Genomic DNA, 22298 nt, shown 5'->3' on the forward strand with positions numbered 1-22298 from the left:
CGGGCTGAACCATCGGGTCGGGCAGGTTGGGATAGGTGTCAGAAGCGTACATCGTGGGGAACCATCACTTTCGGATTAGGGCAAACGTGGCCCCGATATGGGGCCACTGGCATCATTTTCAAAGATCAGGCGTCTTCGCTTTCGCGTTCTTCCTTGGCGGTTTTGGCACGGTCGTCCATGAACTGGTCGAATTCGGCCTTGTCTTTTGCTTCGCGCAGACGTCCGAGGAAGGCTTCGAAGTTTTCCTGCTCTTCTTCGAGGCGGCGCAGGGTTTCATTTTTGTAGGCGTCAAAGGCCGTGTTGCCGGACGAACGCATCGCGGTGAACTTGGGCGACATATGGCGGCTGCGGTTGCAGGATTTGTTGAACATGCGTTTGCTCCAGATCATGTAGGCAAGAAGGGCGAGGCCGATTGGCCAGAAAAAGATGAAGCCCAGAACCATTGCGGCGATCCAGGCGCCTTTGCCTTTGTTGTCCAACCACGCCTCGGCGCGGGAAAACCAACCCATGCGGGCCGGAAGAGAAGCGGGGGCGGCGATCGTGCTCATTATCAACTCCGTTGTTTGTGTGATGTGAATGTCTTTCACATTGAACAGATCGGAATTGTCGGCGGCTTTTGCAAGAGAAAATGTGAATGTTTTTTACATTTACTTTTTTTATGATGTAAAATCAGACGTTTGCGCGAATGCGATTTTTGGAAGTTCGGCCGGATTCAGAGGGAAAACATGTCGCGGGGTGCCTGCTGCGGCCCAGACGGTGTCAAATTCAAGCAATCGTGGGTCCAGCCAGGCGCGGATCGGGTTCAGATGGCCGATGGGGGCCACACCGCCAATGGCGAACCCGGTTTGCGCCCGGATCAGGGTCGCGTCGGCTTTGCCCAACGGTTCTCCGGCGCAGGCAGAGGCCTTGTCGGCATCCACCCGGTTGCCGCCTGCGGTGAGAAACAGAACTGCGTCGCCGCTGTTCTCGGCGCGGAAAATGATGGATTTGGTGATCTGATCAAGGTGACAGCCGACACTGTCAGCAGCCTCTTGTGCGGTGCGCGCCTGACCGACATCGCGGATATCAATGGGAAGGCCAGCGGCTTCGAGGGCGGCGCGCACGCGTTTGAGGCTTTTGCTCATGGGGGTCTCTTTCCGTCATTTTGGGCACCACAAGACACTTAAGGCGTCCGGTCAGATCAGAAAAGGCAAGATTGCCCATTGTGCATTGGACCGCTCTGCCCTTATTGTAGTTGGTAGCCCAATCCGTCTCACGGTATTCGGGCGCAAGAGTTTCGCTGTTCTGAGCATCGGCAAAGTGTCCTGAGTTCAGAGCAGGCTGATATGGCCGCAAGGCCTTCTACAAATACCTGAGGTTTTACCGAACATCAGGTTCGCAACGGATGCAGTCACCCTTGTGACATGCGTCGGAGAAGAAACGCGATGAAACGCGCGCAGGATATGAGGCTAGAGCAACGGGGCATTTCACCCCGGCCAGCCGCTGCGCACTCTCACGCCATGACAAGACACACCCGATCCCGGCCCCTTTGTGAAAGGAGGGGACTGCGGCGGTTGTGCGCACGGAATTTATGCCCAATAAAATGCTTATCGATGCCACCCACGCGGAGGAAACCCGCGTTGTGGTGGTCGACGGACACAAGGTTGAGGAATTTGACTTTGAATCCGAAAACAAACGCCAGCTTGCCGGCAACATCTATCTTGCAAAAGTAACCCGGGTCGAACCGTCGCTTCAGGCGGCGTTTGTGGATTATGGCGGCAATCGCCACGGGTTCCTGGCGTTTTCGGAAATCCATCCCGATTATTACCAGATCCCGGTCGCGGATCGCGAAGCGCTCATGGAAGAAGAGCGCGCGTTTGCGGAATCGTTGGCCAAGCGCGAAGACGAGGACGAAAAGCCCAAGTCGCGCCGGGGCCGTGGCCGCAACCGGTCGCGTGCAGCCAAGGCTGAAGGCGATGATGCCGTTGCGACCAAGGACGTTTCGGACGAAATCTCGGGGATGGAGACGATTGACCTGACGGATGACGGCGACGATGCCGAAGGTCTGTCGCCGATGGAAACCGTTGCAGAGACGCCGGTGGAAGAACCGGACGAGGCCGATCTGTCAGACACCGATCTTGACGACGAAGATAACGACGACGCCAAGTCTCAGCCTGCGGATCGCGATGAAAACATCGAATCCGTGGCTGATGACGACACGCAGGAAGACATCCGCCCGCGCCGCAAGCCGCGTCCGAAGCGGTACAAGATTCAAGAAGTCATCAAGGTGCGTCAGATCCTTCTGGTGCAGGTTGTAAAGGAAGAGCGCGGAAACAAGGGTGCGGCACTGACCACCTACCTGTCTCTGGCGGGGCGCTATTGCGTGCTTATGCCCAACACCGCGCGCGGTGGCGGCATCAGCCGCAAGATCACCAATGCACCCGACCGCAAGAAGCTGAAAGAGATTGCCAACGAGATCGACGTGCCGCAGGGCGCCGGTCTTATCATCCGCACGGCAGGGGCAAAGCGCACCAAGACCGAGATCAAGCGCGATTATGAATATCTTCAGCGCCTCTGGGAACAGATCCGTGAACTGACGCTGAAATCCATCGCGCCCGCGAAGATCTACGAAGAAGGCGACCTGATCAAACGGTCGATCCGTGATCTGTACAACCGTGACATCGACGAGGTTCTGGTCGAGGGCGAACGCGGCTACCGCATCGCCAAGGACTTCATGAAAATGATCATGCCGTCCCACGCCAAGAACGTGAAGCATTACGCCGACCAGATGCCGCTTTTCGCGCGTCATCAGGTGGAATCGTATCTCTCGGGCATGTTCAATCCGACGGTGCAGCTCAAATCGGGCGGCTATATCGTGATCGGTGTGACCGAGGCGCTGGTGGCCATCGACGTGAACTCGGGTCGGGCCACCAAGGAAGGCTCGATCGAGGAAACGGCGCTCAAGACCAACCTTGAAGCGGCGGAAGAAGTGGCGCGTCAGTTGCGTCTGCGCGATCTGGCCGGTCTGATCGTGATCGACTTCATCGACATGGACGAGCGTAGAAACAACGCCGCCGTCGAGAAGCGCATCAAGGACAAGCTCAAGAACGACCGCGCCCGCATCCAGGTGGGGCGGATTTCCGGCTTTGGCCTGATGGAAATGTCGCGTCAGCGTCTGCGCCCCGGTATGATCGAGGCGACGACACAACCCTGCCCAAGCTGTCATGGCACCGGGTTGATCCGGTCGGATGACAACATGGCGCTGCAGGTGTTGCGCCAGATCGAGGAAGAGGGCGTACGCCGTCGTTCGCGCGAAGTTCTTGTGCGCTGCCCCGTCTCTATCGCCAACTTCCTGATGAACCAGAAGCGCGAACATGTCGCACAGATCGAGGCCCGCTATGGCCTGTCGGTGCGGATCGAAGGCGATGTGCATCTGATCAGCCCGGATTTCACAATCGAGAAATTCAAGACCGCCACCCGCGTCGTTCCAGAGCCAACGGCATCTGTCGTTTCGGTTGATACCTCGCTTATGGATCAGGTGGATGAAGACGCGGCAGAGGACGAAGACGACGAAGATCTCGACCAGGAGCAGGCCGAGACGGAGACGGAGACGGCCACACCTTCGGCGTCCGAAGACGACGACAAGCCCAAGAAACGCCGCCGCCGGTCGCGCCGCGGTGGACGTGGTCGCAATCGCAACCGGGATCGTCAGGACGATGGCGAGAATGGTTCTGATACAACGGACGAGGACGAGTCATCCGACGAGTCCACTCCGGCCGAACCTGTCGCCGCTGAAGCTGTGACAGACGTGGCGGATGTGCCTGCCGAAGAAACCAAGGCAAAGCCCAAACGGACACGGTCGCGGTCGAAAAAACCCGCAGACGAGTCAGCTGAGGTCGCTGCCGAGGATGCAACGCCCCCCAAGACGACCCGCAGCCGAAAGGCCCCTGCGCGAAGCAAGAAGGCAGAGCAGCCGGAAACGGACGCACCGGCTGAAGCTGAAGGTGTGGCTGAGGCGGGTGCCGAAGAAGCCCCGAAGAAAAAGCCACGCACGCGGAGCCGCAAGAAGGCCGAGCCTGCAGAGGTGAGCGTGGAGACGGCTGAGGCTGTCGCAGACGCGCCCAAGGCCAAGGCACCGGCCAAACGGTCGCGCGCCAAGAAACCTGTGGAGAGTGAGGATGCGGCACCGGTAGCGGCAGAGGTCGTTCCGACAGCCGAGATCGCGCCTGTCCCGGAGGTGGTCACGCCGCAACCCGAGCCTGCCCAGACAAGCGCGCCGGAACCTGAAGCGACGCCAGAGCCTGAACCCGAGGTGGTGTCGCAGAGCGACCCGGAACCGGTTGGGGCCGGGGCAGAGTCCGCTGCCGATGATACAACCAAGAAAAAACGCAAGGGATGGTGGTCACTGGGCCGCTGACCCTGCCTCACAACAAGACAGGCCGCCCTCGTGTCCAACACGGGGGCGGTGTGCGTTCAGGCCTTTCGGATCACCCAGAGCATCGCATCGCCGCTTGTTTCGCTGCTGACAAGCGTGTGGCCCGCCTCTGCGCAGAAATGCGGCATGTCGACAATGGCGGCGGGATCATCCGTCAGAACCCGCAATTCGGTGCCCGTCGTTAACCCCAGAAGACGCTTGCGCGCCTTGAGGACAGGTAGCGGGCAGAGCAGCCCTGTGGCATCCAGTTCTTCATTCATGAGTGTGGATTTAGGCGCGTGCGCGAGGGCTGTCCACTGCAATGGCACGATCATGTGACCCTGCGTCGCGTGACAGGGACAATGGCTTGGCCTATGTCGAGATCATGTTGGAATACCAGATCATAGATGCGGCGCTGTTTCCCGCCATGAGCATCGCCCTGATGGCCGGGGCGTTGTCGTTCCTCAGCCCGTGTGTGCTGCCCATTGTGCCGCCTTACCTAGCCTATATGTCGGGCGTCAGTGTGGCCGATATCGAGGCCGGTGGCGAAGGCCGTCGCAAAGGCGTCTTGGCGGCGCTGTTCTTTGTTCTGGGCCTGTCGACGATCTTTATCCTGCTCGGCTTTACCGCATCCGCTTTCGGGTCGTTGTTCCTGCAATACCAGACGCAACTTGCGCAGGCGTCGGGGGTGGTTGTGATCATCTTCGGTCTTCATTTCCTTGGCGTGTTCCGCATTCCGTTTCTGGATCAGGAAGCGCGGCTCGAGTCCGGCCAGCAAGGCGGATCGGCGTTTGGCGCCTATGTGCTGGGTCTGGCCTTTGCCTTTGGCTGGACCCCCTGCATCGGGCCGCAGCTTGGCGCGATCCTGTCGATGGCGGCGTCAGAGGCGTCGGTGGCGCGGGGCACGGTCTTGTTGGCGGTCTATGCCGCCGGGCTGGGCATTCCATTCCTGCTGGCGGCGATGTTCCTGACCCGTGCGATGGGGCTGATGAACCGCATCAAGAAGCACATGCGCAAGATCGAACTTGCGATGGGTGGGTTGCTGGTGATCGTCGGGCTGGCGCTTGTGACCGGGGCGTTCACATCTTTTGCCTTCTGGCTGCTCGAAACCTTTCCGGGACTTGCGCTTCTGGGGTAAAGCGGCTCATTCCTTCGAAGGAATGACGGAAACCCTTGAAGGGTTCAGCGCGTCGCGCGGGCTTTGAGCACGGATTGACCCAGCGTGATCGTGTAGGCTTCGAGCGTCGCAAGCGCCCGGTCGATCGACGCCACATCGCGGCTTTCCAACCCGGCGACGATGGAGCGGTGCAGGTCGATGATTTCGGCCCGGCTGCGCGCGGTGAAGGTGATCATGTTCATCAGGGGCTGCATCGCCTCGACGCTGCCAGCAAGGTGATAGCTCAGCACCTCGTTGCCCGCGCAATCCACAAGCGCGCGGTGAAACGCCACGTCAGAGGCGCAGAACGACTCGTCCGACAGGTCGGGGGCGGATTGGGTTGTGATCTCGGACCGCATGGTGGCCAGCAGCGCCTCGGTGCGCCGTTCGGCGGCCAGTGCGGTGCAACTGCGTTCCAGCGCGTAGCGCGCCTCGCAGGCGACCTGAAAGCTGATCGCGTTCATGCCCAGAAGCAGGGTTGAGGTCGTCACCTGCTGCGCGCGGGCGGCGTCGTAGGACAGGTGGTTGATGAACGCCCCGCCGAATGCGCCGCGTTCGGTGCGGATCAGCGATTGCGCGGCCAGCCGTTTCAGCGCCTCGCGCACGGTGGCGCGGGACACGCCGTGCTGGTCGGACAGTTCTGCCTCGGAGGGCAGGCGGTCGCCCACCAGGAGCCGTCCATCGACAATCGCGCTGCGGATGGCGTCCGCGATCTGGGCGGACAGGCTTTTTTCTGGCGTTGCACTTTTCATTTGTCAGGCATTTAATTGTCTGACAATTATTTTGGCAAGCCCCGAGTCGTGGGGCAGAGGGGAAAATTGCATGTTGGCAGACCGGATCAGACAGATGAGCGCGCCGCATTGGCTGGCTTTGTACGGTCTGGTCCTGTTGTGCTGGCTGGTCCTGGCGCTGATGGCGGTGCCGCCCGATCTGCGTGACGTGGCGCGGATCTTTGGTGGTGACTTCTGGGAAGCGTTCTGCACGACTACCCCCGATGCGGCAGGGTTCCTGCGCCTGTGGGTCATGTGGGGACTGATGTCTGGCGCGATGATGGCGCCGACCGCGCTGCCCGCGCTGGCGACCTATGACGAGCTTGGGCAATCGACCCAGACCGACCTTGGCGCGCTGCTGGCGGGGTATCTGGTGGTCTGGCTGGGCTTCTCGGCCATCGCGGCAGGGTTGCAGATCGGGCTGTTCACCTTGGGTTGGGTCAGCGCCTTTGGGGATAGTCGGTCGGCGCTTTTGTCGGGGGCGTTGCTGGTGCTGGCGGGGGCCTATCAGTTCAGCGCGTTGAAAGAGGCGTGCCTGGCCAAGTGCCGGATGCCGCTGACCTTTTTCATGGCGCATTGGGACGAAGGCGCATGGCGCAACGGGCTGCGGTTGGGCGCGGTGTGCCTTGGCTGTTGCTGGGCGCTGATGCTGTTGGGCTTTGTCGGCGGTGTGATGTCGCTGGGCTTTATGGGGTTGGCGACGCTGGTGATGACATTGGAAAAACTGCGCGCCGGGGCGTTTGTCACTCGGCCCTTGGGTATCGTCCTGATCGGGACGGGCCTGGGTGTGGCGCTTTGGGGATCTTGAGGGAGATGAGACATGAGTGATCGTATCGACGTGGCGGAAAAGCTGGACAATCGCCATCCGGCGGCTGACCGGCGCGGGCCGGAAATTCAGCCCTGGGCCATCAAGGGGGAGCTGATCCTCAACTGCAACTGCACGGTGTTCTGCCCCTGCGTGGTCAGCCTTGGCAAGCACCCGCCCACCGAAGGTCATTGCCAGACATGGGGCGGCGTGCGGATTGATTCCGGCCATTATGGCGATCTGGACCTGTCGGGGCTGAACATCGGGCTGCTGATCGAGATTCCGGGCATGATGAGCCGGGGCAACTGGAAAGTGGCGCTGTTCGTCGATGAGCGCGCGGATGATCCGACCTTCGATGCGCTGGTCAAGGTGTTCAGCGGCGCGGCCAAGGGCACGACGGGCCTGTTCCAGATCCTTGTCGGTGAATTCCTCGGCGCCGAACGTCAGCCGGTGACCTATGAGACCGAGGGCAAGACGCGGCATATCACCGTCGGGCGCAAGATCCAGGGGATCGTGCATCCGGTCGGCGGCAGCGATCCGGACAAGGATCTGGTGATCACCAACACGCAATACTGGATGGGTCCGGACATCACCGTTGCGACCGCCACCAAGGGCAAGGTGCGGGCCTTTGGCCGGGTCTGGGATTTCGACGGCCGCAGCGCCGAGATCTGCCAGATCGACTGGCACGGACCCAAGTAAGATGATGGTTTTCCCGGACTATTGCGTGACGATGGCGCGATATAATGCGTGGCAGAACAAGCAATTGCGAATGGCCTTTGACGGGCTGTCCGATGCCGAGCTGCGCAAGAATCGCAAGGCGTTCTTCAAGTCGCTTCTGGGCACGGCCAATCACCTGCTCTGGGGCGATCAGATCTGGCTGTCGCGGTTCGAGGGGTCAGGGCCTCCGGCCGGCGGGATCATCGAAAGCGTCGATCTTCAGCCCACGGCGGCGGCCTGGGCCGGGGAGCGGTATCGTGTTGATGCGCGTATCCTGCACTGGGCGGAGCACCTCAAGGCGGTGGACCTGAAGGGCGACCTGAGCTGGTATTCCGGCGTGATGGGGCGCGAGGTTTCGAAACCGCTGGACCTGTGCATCACGCATGTCTTCAACCACCAGACCCATCATCGCGGCCAAATCCACGCGATGCTGACCGCTGCCGGGGTTGAGGCTCCGGTGACCGATCTGGCGTTCATGCCGGACGATGGGCCGTGGCTCTGAGTCCGGTCCTGTCGGACGGCGCTTGTGCAAGCACGTCGCCCCGCCCGCCATCCCGTTTTCTTGTGCACGAGGTATGTACTTGGCTTTGATTTCTCCCTCGCGCCGGTTGCGGCGCACCCCGTTTTCCGATGGCGTCGAGGCGGCCGGGGTCAAGGCATTCACGGTCTATAATCACATGCTTCTGCCGACGGTGTTCCGGTCGGTGGAAGAGGATTACCGCCATCTCAAGGAGGCGGTGCAAATCTGGGACGTGGCCTGCGAGCGGCAGGTCGAGCTGCGCGGGCCTGACGCGGGGCGGTTGATGCAGATGCTGACGCCGCGCGATCTGCGGTCGATGTTGCCGGGGCAATGTTATTATGTGCCCATCGTCGATGAGACCGGCGGCATGCTCAACGATCCGGTGGCGGTCAAGCTGGCCGAGGACCGCTGGTGGATTTCCATTGCCGACAGCGATCTGCTCTATTGGGTCAAGGGGCTGGCCTACGGGTTCCGGCTCGATGTGTTGGTGGACGAGCCGGACGTGTCGCCGCTGGCGGTGCAGGGGCCGAAGGCGGATGATCTGATGGCGCGGGTGTTTGGCGATCAGGTGCGCGACATCCGGTTTTTCCGCTTCCGGATGCTGGACTTCCAGGGCGTGTCATTTGCGGTGGCACGGTCGGGCTATTCGCGGCAGGGCGGGTTCGAGATCTATGTCGAGGGCGGCGATCTGGGCATGCCGCTCTGGAATGCGCTGATGGAGGCGGGGCGCGATCTGGATGTGCATGCGGGCTGTCCCAACCTGATCGAACGGATCGAGGGTGGTTTGCTGAGCTATGGCAATGACATGACCGACAACAACACGCCGCATGAATGCGGGCTGGGCAAGTTCTGCAACACCCAGACCGCCATCGGCTGCGTCGGGCGCGATGCGCTGCTGCGGGTTGCGCAGGAGGGGCCGATCCGGCAGATCCGGGCGATCGAGATTCACGGTGACCGGGTTCCGGTCTGCGACAGGCCGTGGCCATTGATGGCGGGTGATGTTCAGGTGGGACAAGTGACCAGCGCGGCGTGGTCGCCGGATTTCGGCACCAACGTGGCCATCGGCATGGTGCGGATGACCCATTGGGATGAGGCCACCGATCTGGATGTCGTGCTGCCGAGCGAGGTGCGTGCGGCGCAGGTTTGGGAGACCTTCTGGGTCTGAGCGCGTTTCGACTTGGGGAGTGAGGGGCCAGCCCCTCACACTCCCCGGAGTTTTTGGCAAGATGAAAAGGAGCAAGGCATGTTCAAGGCATTGATGGTTCGCAAGGACGAGGAGAGCGGCAACACATCGGCGGCGGTCGAAGAGATCGGTCTTGACGACCTGCCGCAAGCCGAGGTCACCGTGGCGGTCGAGTATTCGACGGTGAACTACAAGGATGGTCTGTGCATCGGGCCGGGTGGCGGGCTTGTTCGCAAGTATCCGCATGTGCCTGGCATCGACTTTTCCGGGACGGTCGAGGCGTCGGATGACGACCGTTACAAACCGGGCGACAAGGTTGTCCTGACCGGCTGGCGCGTCGGTGAGGCGCATTGGGGCGGGTATTCTCAGAAGGTGCGCGTGAAGGCCGATTGGCTGGTGCCGCTGCCCGAGGGGCTGGACACGCGGGCTGCAATGGCGGTTGGCACCGCCGGGTTCACGGCGATGCTTGCGGTGATGGCGCTGGAGGATCACGGCATCAAGCCGGGTCCGGTTCTGGTGACCGGGGCGGCTGGCGGTGTCGGGTCGGTGGCGACTGCGATCCTTGCCAATCTGGGGCACAAGGTGGCGGCGGTGACCGGGCGGCCGGAACAGGCGGAGTACCTGGAATCGCTGGGCGCGACGCAGATCGTGGCGCGCGAAGAGATCAACGAGACCGTCAAGCGGCCGCTGGAAAGCGAAAGCTGGGGTGGTTGTGTCGATGCGGTGGGCGGCGCGATGTTGGCCCGGGTGTTGGGACAGATGGAATACGGCGCGTCGGTTGCTGCCGTGGGTCTGGCGGGAGGAGCGACCCTGCCGGCAACGGTGATCCCGTTTCTGCTGCGCGGGGTGAACCTGTTGGGCATCGATTCCGTGATGCAGCCTTATGACAACCGCGTGCGTGCCTGGCAGCGGATTGCGCAGGATTTGCCGATGGACAAGCTTGAGGCGATGGTGACACCGGCGACGCTGGCGGACCTTCCGGGGCTTGGCGCGGACATCCTCAAGGGGCAGGTCAAGGGACGCGTCGTGGTGGATGTCGCGAATGGCTGAAGAACCGACGGGCCCATGGGAGAGCGTCAGAAAACGACACATGTAGAACAGTAAGCGCCGAAAACCGCCCTTTTCCTAGGGAACTTTTGGCGAAAGGGATGTCGTAAAAGCGACATTAACCGCCGCTTCAATTTGCATTGGGGCGGCGGTTCTGTTTAGGCTTGCGATATTGCGCAGGATTATTGCGGCAATGGGTGTCGGGTTGAACAACGGTAACGCGGGGAACGCCCGTTTGCACCCGGCATCGCGGACCAGCCCGATTCGAGGGGCTGGCAGACCAAGCAGGAGGGACAAACGTGTTCGACAAAATCATGGTGCCGGTCGATCTGGCACATCACGACAGGCTGGATCGGGCATTGAGTTGCGCCGCAGACTTGGCCAAGCATTACGGCGCGACTGTGGTCTATGTGGGTGTTACGTCGACCACACCATCAAAGGTCGCGCACAACCCCAAGGAATTCGAGACGAAACTTGCAGACTTCGCCGCAAGTCAGGGCAGTTCCCGCGGGATCGACATCGCGACCCATACCGAGGTCGCCCATGATCCCACGGCGGATGTCGACGACGCGCTGATGCGGGCGGTCAAGGCAACCGGTGCCGATCTGGTCGTCATGCAAAGCCATATTCCGGATGTGCTCGACTACATCTGGCCGTCCAATGGGGGCAAGTTGGCGGAGCACTCGGACGTCTCGGTAATGCTGGTGCGCTGAGCCGCCACCAGAAGACAACAAAATAACAAGGAGGCGGTCAATGACCGACGAAAACAACAATGTAGGGATACCGGAACCTGAGGGGGCATCCGATATCATCCAGACCGATTACCAGATCGGTCAGGACAATATCGAAACTCAGGTCGGACCCTTTGGCTTGGACATTCACAACCCGGTCTTCATGATCTCGGGGCTGACCGTGATCGTCTTCGTTCTTTATGCGCTTGTGGCTCCGACACAGGCGGCTGATTTCTTTGGCTGGCTGCGGCCTGCTCTCACTTCGACGTTTGACTGGTTTTTCCTGACGTCGGCGAATATCTTCGTCATCTTCTGCCTTGTTCTGATCGTGTCGCCTTTTGGCTCGATCCGGCTGGGGGGTGCGGATGCGACGCCGGATTACGGCTACCCGGGTTGGTTTGCGATGCTTTTTGCCGCTGGCATGGGCATTGGGCTGATGTTTTTCGGTGTTCTTGAACCGGCGTATTACTTTGGTACACCTTGGGGGGACGAGCCGTTGGGTACGGTCCGCCCGTTCACCGAGGATGGAGCGCTGATCGAGGCCAATGTGGCGGAAGCCAAGCGCATGGCGCTTGCCGCGACGTCTTATCACTGGGCGCTGCATCCATGGGCGATCTATGCGATTGTCGCGCTCGCTCTGGCGCTGTTCAGCTATAACAAGGGTCTGCCGCTTTCGATCCGGTCGGCCTTTTACCCGATCCTGGGGGAACGAGTCTGGGGCTGGTGGGGACACGTCATCGACATCGTTGCGGTGTTTGCGACGCTGTTTGGCCTTGCGACCTCGCTTGGTCTGGGGGCGCAACAGGCAAATGCCGGTCTGGAGTTTGTCTACGGCATTCCCAGCAACGTGACGGTTCAGGTTGTCCTGATTGTCCTTATCACCCTCTTTGCGCTGATTTCGGTAGTGCGGGGTCTTGACGGCGGGGTGAAGGTTTTGTCCGAGATCAACATGGTCTTGGCAATTCTGCTCATGTTCTTCGTGTTGTTCACTGCAGGTGCCGTTGGTATCTTTACCGATTTTGGCAACACGCTTGTGGCCTACGCACGAGAGATCGTGCCGCTCTCCAACCCGTTCGGCCGTGAAGATGACGGCTACCGCGAAGGTTGGACCGCATTCTACTGGGCGTGGTGGATCAGCTGGTCACCCTTTGTCGGCATGTTCATCGCCCGTGTTTCGCGCGGCCGCTCGGTGCGGGAGTTCATCACCTGCGTTCTGATCATCCCGTCGCTGGTCTGCGTCTTCTGGATGGCTGTCTTTGGCGGCACGGCGATCAACGACATGATCTCCAACCTCGACGCAAGCGCGGTCAAGGCAAATGTGATCGACGCCTACATACCGGAACTGTCGCTGTTTGCCATGCTGGACAGCCTGCCGCTGGCCTCGATCACGTCGACCCTTGGCATCGTGCTGGTCATCGTGTTCTTCGTCACGTCATCGGATTCCGGCAGCCTAGTGATCGATACGATCACGGCGGGTGGCAAGGTCGATGCACCCGTGCCGCAGCGTGTGTTCTGGTGCACCTTCGAAGGGCTGGTGGCGATCGCGCTCTTGATCGGTGGTGGTCTTGGATCGTTGCAGGCCATGGTGATCTCGACCGGTTTGCCGTTCACGATCGTGCTGCTGCTCATGTGTGTGGCGATCTGGAAAGGGCTTTCGTCCGAACGTGCAAACACCTGAATGTGACGCCGTGACTGCGAAAGGCCCCGGACGTGTGTCCGGGGCCTTTTTCGTGGGTGGCCTTGACGCTGTCGGTTCGTCGCGGTTCATATGCCGCGCAAGGGAGACATGTATGCTTGATATAGATTTTGTGCGGTCGCACTTTCCGGCCTTTTCCGAACCTTCATTGGAGGGAATGGCGTTTTTCGAGAATGCGGGTGGGTCTTATACCTGCGCGCCGGTGATCGACCGGCTGACGCGGTTCTACCACGAGCGCAAGGTTCAGCCCTATGCACCCTACGATGCATCGCGGCTGGGTGGGGAAGAGATGGACGAGGCGCGGTTGCGCCTGGCGGCCCTGTTGGGTGTCGAGACCGACGAGGTCAGCTTTGGCCCGTCGACGACGCAGAACACCTATGTTCTGGCACAGGCGTTTCGCCAGTTCATGTCACCTGGCGAGGCGATCATCGTCACCAATCAGGACCATGAGGCCAACACGGGACCATGGCGGCGGCTGGCGGATGAGGGGATCGAGGTGCGCGAATGGCGGGTGAATCCCGAAACCGGGCATCTGGATACGGACGATCTGCAAAATCTGCTGGATGACAGGGTGCGGCTGGTCTGCTTTCCGCATTGCTCCAACGTTGTCGGAGAGATCAATCCGGTGCTGGAAATCACCGCGCTTTGCCATGCGGCGGGGGCGTTTGTCTGTGTCGATGGGGTCAGCTATGCGCCACATGGATTTGCCAATGTCGGCGAGATGGGCCCCGATATCTACCTGTTTTCCAGTTATAAAACCTACGGCCCACATCAGGGGATCATGGTGATGCGCCGGCATTTGGGGCAGACGCTGCCCAACCAGGGGCACTATTTCAACGCGGACACCCTTTACAAACGCTTTACACCCGCCGGGCCGGATCACGCGCAAGTCGCGGCCTGTGCGGGGATGGCGGATTACATGGAGTCGTTGGGCGCGCATCATGGCGTGTCCGCGACCGGGGCGCATGACCTGATGCGGGCGCATGAGGTCAGGTTGTTGCAGCCTTTGCTGGACGCCGTGAAGGACCGCAATTCGGTGCGCCTGATCGGGCCGTCCGATGCATCCCTGCGCGCACCGACGGTTGCGCTGGCGCTCAACCGGCCCGGCGAAGAGGTTGCCGCAGACCTGGCGGGGCATGGCATCATGTGCGGGGGCGGCGATTTCTATGCCGTGCGCGCGCTTGAGGCGATGGGTGTGGACATGGACAAGGGTGTGCTGCGGCTGAGCTTTGTGCATTACACGTCGCAGGCCGAGGTGAGCAAGGTCATCGCGGCGCTGGACGCGGTGCTGTAAGGGGGCTTTGCCCTCTGTCCGCCAAAGCGATCTCCCCCGAGATATTTTGGAACCAGAGAAGCCAGAACGTGCGTTTGACCTTTGGCGCGGCGCGCTTAGGTCGAGCCGAAACACGGCATCAAGGGGCAGGGCGATGACATCACCGACACTGGTATGGATCCGCAGGGATTTGCGGCTCAGCGATCATGCGGCGCTGGCAGCGGCGGCCGCGAGGGGTGGGCCGGTAATCCCGGTGTTTGTGCGCGATGATCTTGTGGATGATCTGGGCGCTGCGCCAAAATGGCGGTTCGGGTTGGGGCTTGAGTGTCATGCCGAGGCACTCGAGGGCAAGGACAGCCGGCTGATCCTGCGTTCGGGTGATGCACGCGAGGTGATCCCGGCATTGGTGCAAGAGACCGGCGCGGGAACGGTTTACTGGCAGCGGGCCTATGATCCAAAGTCGGTGGCGCGGGACAAGGAAGTCAAAGCGGCGCTGAAAGATGCGGGCGTTGTCGCCAAGAGCTTTGCCGGGCATCTGATGTTCGAACCCTGGACGGTCGAGACCAAGCAGGGCGATTACTACAAGGTCTACACTCCGTTCTGGAAATCGGTCCGGGATCGCGCGGTTGGTGAGCCGCTACCTGCGCCGTCTTCCCTGCCTGCGCCGGACACCTGGCCGGACAGCGAGGCGCTTGAGGATTGGGCGCTGGGCGCTGCCATGAACCGCGGGGCGGACGTGGTGCGCCCGTTTGTGCAGCTTGGAGAGCAGGCGGCGCAATCGCGACTTGGGGCGTTCATGGCCTCAAAGGTCGCGGATTATGACACCACGCGGGACATTCCGGGGATCGACGGAACATCGAACCTGTCCGAGAACCTTGCCTTGGGCGAAATCAGTCCGGCGCAATGCTGGCATGCGGGGCAGCGTGCGATGCAGGAGGGCAAGGCGGGAGCCGAGACATTCCTGAAAGAACTTGTCTGGCGCGAGTTCGCCTATCATTTGATGTGGCACACGCCGCGTATCCTGAGCGACAACTGGCGCGAGGACTGGGCGGCGTTTCCGTGGAACGAGGATGAACGCCGTGCCGAGGTCAAGGCGTGGAAGCGGGGACGCACCGGCATCCGGTTTGTCGATGCGGCGCTGCGCGAGATGTACGTCACCGGGCGGATGCACAACCGCGGGCGGATGATCGTGGCAAGTTACCTGACCAAGCATCTGATGTGCCATTGGAAAATCGGAATGGCATGGTTCGAGGACTGCCTGATCGACTGGGATCCGGCGTCGAACGCGATGGGGTGGCAATGGTCTGCCGGGTCCGGCCCGGATGCGACGCCGTATTTCCGGGTGTTCAACCCGGTGACGCAGCTTGATAAGTTCGACAAGGACCGCGACTACGTCAGCCGCTGGATCGCGGAGGAGTACGCAAACCCGCACAGGGATGCGCTTGCTTATTTTGACGCGATCCCGCGCAGCTGGTCGATGTCGTCGTCGGACACATATCCCGATCCCATCGTGCCACCGGATGAGGGGCGCAAGCGGGCGCTGTCTGCCTACGAGAACCGATCCTTCTAGGCGCCGCCTGGGCTGACAGAGCCCTGTGCTGCAAAATGAACGAATTCCGCAACTTAACGTCATTGCTGCCTTGCCTTTGGCGGGGCGAAGCTACCTTGGGTTAACACTTGCCTGCCCGTTGGGGCTATGGCTAGGTATTTCATAAGACTGACAACGGATGGCGTGAATGATCCTGACTTCGACCGAAAACCAGCCCAACCTGCCGCGATATTTCGGGCAGGTCTTTGCGATGGCGGACAGGCTTCGCAAAGGGCGGGTGGATTTTGTTCTTCCCGATGGACGTTGCTTTCGCGCCGAAGGCACGGAGCCGGGGCCTGTGGCCGAAGTGCATGTCCACAACGACGACCTTTTTGCGCGGCTGATCCGGGACGGTGATCTGGGGTTCAGCGATGCCTATCTCGAAGGCTGGTGGAGCACGCCTGATCTTCAGGCCTTCATGGATTTCGCGCATGGCGACAACAACGATGTCTATGACAGCTTTCCGGGCATGAGCTTTGTGCGCTGGTTCGAACAGCTGCGGTTCTGGCTCCAGTCGAATTCGAAACGTCAGGCGCGCAAGAACATCAGCTATCACTACGATCTGGGCAATGATTTCTATGGGCTCTGGCTGGATGATACGATGACCTATTCCTCGGCGTTGTTCGTGACCGGTCAGGAAAGCACCGAAAAGGCGCAGGTCGCCAAGTACAAGAGCATGGTGGACCAGATGGGGGCGCAACCCGGCGATCATGTGCTTGAAATCGGCTGTGGCTGGGGGGGATTTGCCGAATACGCGGCCAAGGAACGGGGACTCAGGGTGACCGGTCTGACGATCAGCGAAGAGCAGTACAAGTATGCTGTGGATCGGATTGCAAAGGCGGGTTTGTCGGATCGTGTGACTTTCAAGCTGCAGGATTACCGCGACGAAACCGGGCAATATGATGGGATCGCGTCGATCGAGATGTTCGAGGCGGTGGGGCAGAAATACTGGCCCACATATTTTCAATCCGTCAAGAATTGCCTGAAGCCCGGCAAACATGCGACGCTTCAGATCATCACGGTCGAAGAGTCACGCTGGGAGATTTACAATCGCGGTGTTGATTTCATTCAGAAATACATCTTTCCCGGCGGCATGCTGCCCAGCCCCGGCGTGTTGCGCGCCGAGATTGAGGCGGCGGGCCTTAGCGTGGCGCGCTCAATCGAGTTTGGTGAAAGCTACAGCCAGACGCTGCGCCGCTGGCATGAACGTTTCAACGAAAAGTGGGATCAGGTTGCGAGCATGGGGTTTGATGAGCGGTTCCGCCGGATGTGGAATTTTTACCTGACCTCTTGCGCGGCAACTTTTCATAGCGGAAACTGTGACGTAACTCAGATCACCATTACGAGACCAACCTGATATGCCAACCGCCGCAAAAGCCGTCGCAGCACTTTGTCTGGCAGTTTTTGGGTATTTGGCGTCGGAACTGGTGAAAACACTTTTGCCGGACATCACGAATTTCGGGCGGTTCTCCGAATTCAATGCCGCCATCGGAGCGTTTGTCGGGTGGATCGTCGTTGGCACGCGGGCGGGGCGTGGCACCAAGGACGCCATTGCCAATGGTCTGACCGGGGTTGCCGCGCTGATCTTCTGGTCCGTGTTTTTCCATTCCTGCCTCGAAATGTTCCAGCTGTCGATGAAGCGTCGCTTTGATGGTCCGGTGGAAGCGTTTTCGGCGATTTTCGAGATCGGCATCGAATATGGCGCGATCCTTATCAATCCCATGATGATCGCGGCGTTTCTGGTCGGCGCATTGCTGACCGGGTATTTTGCGGAATACGCCGCGCGGCATTGGAAATAATCCGCGTTGACCTCTTTATTCTTTTACGGAACGCTGTGCTATCGCCCGCTTTTGGAAGCGGTGCTAAATGTTGGTGCAGAGGGTCTGGGCCAACGGCTGGACCGGGCTGTTCTGCCGGGTCATCGTGTGTCCTGGGTCAAGGACGAAGCCTACCCGATGATCGAGAAAGCGCCGGGGTTTCAAGCGCAGGGTGTCCTTCTGAGGTGTGTGACAGAAGATGAAGAGGCGCGTCTAAGCTATTATGAAGGCGCGTTTTCCTACCACCTGAGCGAAGTGTCTGTCGAAGTCGAAGGCGCGCGCGAAAGGGCTGTGTGTTTTTACCCGATGGCGTCCAATCAGACGCGCGGTGCGGATTGGGTCCTGGACGATTGGGTTCAAGGTTGGGGGGAAATGGCCGTGGGCGCAGCGCGGGACGTCATGGCGCGCCGGGCGCGGTATGATGCCGAGACCGCCGCCAATCTGCGCCCGTTCCTGATGGCCCGACATTGGGCGCGGATGATGGCGCGACGCACTCCGGCGCCATCGACCTTGCGCTACGCGCCAAGGTCCAATGATGTGACGATTCACGCCCGCGATGAGGGGTTTCGCGGGTTCTTTGAATTGGCCGAGTTTCAGTTCGATCACCAAAGGTTTGACGGAGCCCGCAGTCCCAGTATCAACCGGGAGGCTTTTCTGGCGTTTGATGCGGCTTTGGTCCTTCCGTATGATCCGAAAACCGATCACATCCTGCTGATCGAACAGTTGCGGTTCGGTCCACTTTGGCGGGACGATCCCAACCCGTGGGTGTTCGAGCCGATTGCCGGGCTGGTTGATGCAGGTGAAGATCCCGCCGATACGGCGCGGCGCGAGGCGGTCGAGGAGTCCGGATTGCAGCTTGGTCCGTTGGAGCCGATGGTGCGGGTCTACGCGTCGCCGGGGTACTCAACGGAATTCTTTCATTGTTTTCTAGGCGTTGTGGACCTTTCCGAATTTACTGCATCAAGAGGCGGATTGGCCTCGGAGCATGAAGACATCCGCAGCCATGTGATGTCATTCGACGCCGCGATGGCACTGGTCCAAACAGGCGAGATCAATGCGGGACCGTTGATCATGATGTTGTATTGGCTTGCGGCAGAACGCAGCCGATTGCGCGCCTCTGCTTGAGTTCCCGGTGCAGCGGGCCTAAACCCGGACAGAACATATCTGACGGGGGAACCATGCATTTTGCAGGCGATCTGGCCGAGGCGGTCGGCAACACTCCTTTGATCAAGCTGCGCAAGGCAAGCGATCTGACGGGATGCACGATTTTGGGAAAGGCCGAGTTCCTGAATCCCGGCCAGTCGGTCAAGGACCGTGCGGCGCTTTTCATCATCAGGGACGCCATTGCGAAGGGCTTGCTCAAGCCTGGCGGAACAATTGTCGAAGGCACGGCGGGCAATACCGGCATCGGGCTTGCTCTGGTGGGTGCGTCGATGGGATTCAAGACGGTGATCGTCATTCCGGAAACGCAAAGCCAGGAGAAGAAGGACATGCTGCGGCTTGCTGGGGCCGAATTGGTCGAAGTGCCCGCAGCTCCGTATAAAAACCCGAACAATTACGTTCGTTATTCCGGGCGTCTGGCCGAAGAAATGGCGCGGCGCAGCAATGAAGGTGTGATCTGGGCAAACCAGTTCGACAACGTGGCGAACCGTCAGGCGCATGTCGAGACCACTGGTCCTGAAATCTGGGATCAGACCGATGGCAAGGTCGACGGCTTCATCTGTGCGGTGGGATCGGGTGGTACTCTGGCCGGTGTGGCAGAGGTTCTGCAGCCCAAGGGCGTCAAGATCGGCTTGGCCGACCCGATGGGTGCGGCGCTGTATTCCTACTACACCACCGGCGAATTCAAATCCGAAGGTGGGTCGATCACCGAAGGGATCGGGCAGGGGCGTGTGACGGCGAACCTCGAAGGGTTCAAACCGGATTTCGCATACCAGATCCCGGATGAAGAGGCGTTGCCACTGGTGTTTGATCTGCTGGCCGACGAAGGCCTGTGCCTTGGTGGGTCTTCCGGAATCAACCTTGCTGGCGCGATACGTCTGGCAAAGGATCTGGGTCCGGGCCATACCATCGTGACGATCCTGTGCGACTATGGCACGCGGTATCAGACCAAGCTGTTCAACCCGGCTTTCCTGCGTGAAAAGGGTCTGCCCGTTCCAGACTGGATGGAGGCCGCGCCGCAGGATATTCCGAAAGTGTTCGAAGACCAATGACGCAGCTGTTTGCGGCGCTTCGGGCGGCACTTCTGTTTGCCCTGCTCATCGCAGGTTCGGCAGGTGCGCAGACAGAGACCGTAGATTACACGCTGTGGAACGAAGCGGCGCAAGAAGCCGAAGCGGCCATTGAGTCCGATGAGACTCCAACTGAAACGCTCGAGGAACTGCGCTCTGAGTTGGCGATGTTCCGCGATCGTTTGCTGTCGCAGCAAAATGCAGGTGATCCCCGGCTGGCAACGCTGCAATCGCAGCTGGATGCGTTGGGGACCCCGCCGGAAGATGGGGCCGAGCCAGACGGTCTGGTGCAGCGCAGACAAGAGCTTCAACGGCAGATTGCACAGGTGCGCGAGCCGCTTTTCCGGGCGGAAGAAGCGTATAACCGCGCCAATGCCCTGATCATGGCCATAGACGAGACCATCCGGTCACGAGAGACCGAGAGGCTTTTACAGCGCAATGCCAACCCGCTTGATCCGCGACTTTGGGGGCCGACAATAACCAAGATGATCGTTCCGTTCCGCGAAATCGGAATGGAGGTCAGGGAAAACTGGAACAAACCGGACGTCCGCCAATCCGTGATGGATAAACTGCCTGCGACGCTGCTGTTGATCGCGGTGGCGTTTCTGTTTGTATTCCGCGCCCCAACATTCATTGACCGTCTGGGCAATTGGCTGCGTCAGAAAACCCGCCGCGGCACCGGGGTCTGGAGCGTTCTTCTGGGACTCCTGCGCGTAGCGGTTCCGGTTTGCGGCGCATTTTTCCTGTTCGTCGTTGCAATCAATGTCAGCGATCTGTTCAGCGAGCGCAGCCTGTCGATCGTCATTGCTTTGCCCGCAATCCTGTTCGTGGTGCTGTTTTCGCGCTGGCTGGCAGCTGAATCCTTTTCGTCGGATGATGACGTGGCCACGTTCGCCCTGTCCCAGAAACATCGTACCGAAGCGCGATATTACGTTAATTCGCTGTCCTGGTTACTGGCGCTGAATGCGTTTGTTTCCTACCTCGTCGAACTGGGGGAATGGGATATCGGCGTCGAAACTGTCGTTGGTTTTGTCATTCATCTGCTTTGCGGCCTTATCCTGTTTCGTCTGGGCCAGATCCTGCGCAAGACAGGGCCGCAAGACGGGTCCGGGTTTGACGCGGACGATGAAGGTGCAAATCTGACCTTCCCATCGCGACTGGCCCGTCTGATCGGGCAGGCCGCGATGGTGGTCGGTGTCGTGGGCCCGCTGTTGTCGGGGATCGGCTATTTCAACATCGCGGAAGCGATGATTTTCCCGACAATCAAGACATTGGGATTGTTCACGATCCTTCTGATCTTCCAGCGGTTGATCCGCGACGTCTATCACCTGATCACGGGAAAGGAACTCGACCAGAGCCAGAGCCTGTTGCCGGTGGTGTCGGGGAGCTTTCTGACATTGGTGGCATTGCCGGTCCTTGCCTTGATCTGGGGCGCCCGTATCGCGGACATGACAGAGCTTTGGGCGCGCTTTCAGGCCGGGTTTTCCTTTGGAGAAACGCGGATATCCCCCACGGATTTCCTGACTTTCGCGGCTGTGTTCATGGTTGGCTATGTGCTCACGCGGCTGTTGCAGGGCGGGTTGCGCGGATCGGTCCTGCCCAAGACGCGGCTCGACAAGGGGGGGCAAACGGCGATTGTATCCGGAATCGGGTATACCGGGGTTTTCCTCTCTGCCATCATCGCGATCACCGCCGCCGGGATTGACCTCACGGCGCTTGCCTTTGTTGCCGGTGCGCTGTCGGTCGGGATCGGTTTCGGCCTGCAGAACATTGTGCAGAACTTCGTGTCGGGCATCATCCTGTTGATCGAACGCCCGATCTCGGAAGGTGACTGGATCGAGGTGAACGGCCAGCACGGGACCGTGCGCGACATCTCGGTGCGGTCAACCCGGATCGAGACCTTCGACCGGACCGAAGTGATTGTGCCGAATGCTGACCTCGTGTCCAATTCGGTGACCAACTACACCCGGGGCAACACCCTTGGCCGGTTGGTTGTCGACGTCGGCGTTGCCTACGGGACAGACACCCGTAAAGTCGAAGAGGTGCTTTACAAGATCGCCCGAAATCACGAGATGGTCCTGATGAATCCGGAGCCTTTTGTGCATTTCAAGGGGTTCGGAGCGGACTCACTTGATTTCGATGTGCGGATGATCCTTTACGATGTGACCCAGATCCTTGTGGTGCGTACCGAGGTGAACCACCAGATTGCCGAAGCGTTCAAGAAAGAGGGGATCGAGATTCCCTTTGCGCAGCGCGACATCTGGCTGCGCAATCCCGAAGCCATCCCGGGGGCGTACAGGGCCGCGCCCGACACTGATCCAGAGGAGCCACAGCAGTGACCGACCTGTCCGATCCCGTCTACCGCACCGAT

20 protein-coding genes are annotated in these 22298 nt (G+C 60.3%); 16 read left to right on the forward strand and 4 right to left on the reverse strand.

Going from position 1 to position 22298, the window contains the following annotated elements; all coding sequences use genetic code 11:
* Positions 1-125: 125 nt before the first annotated feature.
* Positions 126-548: a DUF2852 domain-containing protein gene (locus tag ACTIEN_RS18515; protein WP_439524636.1), complete on the reverse strand. Its 423-nt coding sequence runs from the start codon at positions 546-548 to the stop codon at positions 126-128.
* Between the two features lie 108 nt (positions 549-656).
* On the reverse strand, positions 657-1124 hold the full coding sequence (locus tag ACTIEN_RS18520; RefSeq protein WP_439524637.1) for a YbaK/EbsC family protein: 468 nt from the start codon (positions 1122-1124) through the stop codon (positions 657-659).
* A gap of 446 nt (positions 1125-1570) precedes the next feature.
* On the opposite strand from ACTIEN_RS18520, the gene ACTIEN_RS18525 reads away from it, so the two are divergent.
* On the forward strand, positions 1571-4396 hold the full coding sequence (locus ACTIEN_RS18525) for an Rne/Rng family ribonuclease (RefSeq protein WP_439524638.1): 2826 nt from the start codon (positions 1571-1573) through the stop codon (positions 4394-4396).
* Positions 4397-4452: 56 nt separating this feature from the next.
* Here the strand turns inward: ACTIEN_RS18525 and ACTIEN_RS18530 are convergent, their stop codons facing one another.
* Entirely contained in the window at positions 4453-4674 is a 222-nt protein-coding gene (locus ACTIEN_RS18530) for a sulfurtransferase TusA family protein (protein ID WP_439524666.1), read from the reverse strand.
* A 104-nt stretch (positions 4675-4778) separates the two neighbouring features.
* Here ACTIEN_RS18530 and ACTIEN_RS18535 point away from each other — a divergent pair, with 104 nt between their 5' ends.
* Positions 4779-5531 (forward strand): cytochrome c biogenesis CcdA family protein, encoded by a 753-nt coding sequence (locus ACTIEN_RS18535; protein WP_439524667.1) that lies wholly within the window; start codon positions 4779-4781, stop codon positions 5529-5531.
* Positions 5532-5575: 44 nt separating this feature from the next.
* Here ACTIEN_RS18535 and ACTIEN_RS18540 read toward each other — a convergent pair whose 3' ends face one another.
* Positions 5576-6301 (reverse strand): FadR/GntR family transcriptional regulator, encoded by a 726-nt coding sequence (locus tag ACTIEN_RS18540; RefSeq protein ID WP_439524639.1) that lies wholly within the window; start codon positions 6299-6301, stop codon positions 5576-5578.
* 94 nt (positions 6302-6395) lie between these two features.
* On the opposite strand from ACTIEN_RS18540, the gene ACTIEN_RS18545 reads away from it, so the two are divergent.
* The 14 genes from ACTIEN_RS18545 (at position 6396) to ACTIEN_RS18610 (ending at position 22266) form a co-directional block, all read left to right on the forward strand.
* Positions 6396-7127 (forward strand): DUF2182 domain-containing protein, encoded by a 732-nt coding sequence (locus tag ACTIEN_RS18545; RefSeq protein WP_439524640.1) that lies wholly within the window; start codon positions 6396-6398, stop codon positions 7125-7127.
* 12 nt (positions 7128-7139) lie between these two features.
* Positions 7140-7823, forward strand: a complete 684-nt coding sequence (locus ACTIEN_RS18550; RefSeq protein ID WP_439524641.1) for a DUF1326 domain-containing protein — start codon at positions 7140-7142, stop codon at positions 7821-7823.
* Position 7824: 1 nt separating this feature from the next.
* Positions 7825-8343 carry a DinB family protein gene (locus ACTIEN_RS18555; RefSeq protein ID WP_439524642.1) on the forward strand — a complete coding sequence of 173 codons (519 nt, stop codon included), beginning with the start codon at positions 7825-7827 and terminating at the stop codon, positions 8341-8343.
* A 79-nt stretch (positions 8344-8422) separates the two neighbouring features.
* The gene (locus ACTIEN_RS18560) at positions 8423-9526 is read left to right on the forward strand and encodes a dimethylsulfoniopropionate demethylase (protein ID WP_439524643.1); all 1104 of its coding nucleotides are present in this window, start codon (positions 8423-8425) and stop codon (positions 9524-9526) included.
* 78 nt (positions 9527-9604) lie between these two features.
* Complete coding sequence (acuI, locus tag ACTIEN_RS18565; RefSeq protein ID WP_439524644.1) at positions 9605-10594, forward strand: acryloyl-CoA reductase; 990 nt, start codon at positions 9605-9607, stop codon at positions 10592-10594.
* Between the two features lie 296 nt (positions 10595-10890).
* Positions 10891-11304 carry a universal stress protein gene (locus ACTIEN_RS18570; protein ID WP_439524645.1) on the forward strand — a complete coding sequence of 138 codons (414 nt, stop codon included), beginning with the start codon at positions 10891-10893 and terminating at the stop codon, positions 11302-11304.
* Positions 11305-11344: 40 nt separating this feature from the next.
* On the forward strand, positions 11345-13000 hold the full coding sequence (locus ACTIEN_RS18575; protein WP_439524646.1) for a BCCT family transporter: 1656 nt from the start codon (positions 11345-11347) through the stop codon (positions 12998-13000).
* 112 nt (positions 13001-13112) lie between these two features.
* Positions 13113-14312: an aminotransferase class V-fold PLP-dependent enzyme gene (locus ACTIEN_RS18580; protein WP_439524647.1), complete on the forward strand. Its 1200-nt coding sequence runs from the start codon at positions 13113-13115 to the stop codon at positions 14310-14312.
* Positions 14313-14445: 133 nt separating this feature from the next.
* Positions 14446-15861, forward strand: coding sequence for a cryptochrome/photolyase family protein (locus ACTIEN_RS18585; RefSeq protein WP_439524648.1), 1416 nt, complete (start codon positions 14446-14448; stop codon positions 15859-15861).
* Between the two features lie 166 nt (positions 15862-16027).
* Positions 16028-17236, forward strand: coding sequence for a class I SAM-dependent methyltransferase (locus tag ACTIEN_RS18590; RefSeq protein ID WP_439524649.1), 1209 nt, complete (start codon positions 16028-16030; stop codon positions 17234-17236).
* Between the two features lies 1 nt (position 17237).
* Positions 17238-17678, forward strand: coding sequence for a TrgA family protein (locus tag ACTIEN_RS18595; protein ID WP_439524650.1), 441 nt, complete (start codon positions 17238-17240; stop codon positions 17676-17678).
* A gap of 6 nt (positions 17679-17684) precedes the next feature.
* Complete coding sequence (locus ACTIEN_RS18600) at positions 17685-18821, forward strand: NUDIX domain-containing protein (RefSeq protein ID WP_439524651.1); 1137 nt, start codon at positions 17685-17687, stop codon at positions 18819-18821.
* A gap of 53 nt (positions 18822-18874) precedes the next feature.
* On the forward strand, positions 18875-19909 hold the full coding sequence (locus tag ACTIEN_RS18605; RefSeq protein ID WP_439524652.1) for a cysteine synthase A: 1035 nt from the start codon (positions 18875-18877) through the stop codon (positions 19907-19909).
* On the forward strand, positions 19906-22266 hold the full coding sequence (locus ACTIEN_RS18610; protein WP_439524653.1) for a DUF3772 domain-containing protein: 2361 nt from the start codon (positions 19906-19908) through the stop codon (positions 22264-22266). Before ACTIEN_RS18605 ends, ACTIEN_RS18610 begins: the two co-directional genes overlap by 4 nt.
* The last annotated feature ends 32 nt before the right edge of the window (positions 22267-22298 follow it).

The organism is Marivita sp. (assembly GCF_051859345.1).
GTDB lineage: Bacteria > Pseudomonadota > Alphaproteobacteria > Rhodobacterales > Rhodobacteraceae > Marivita.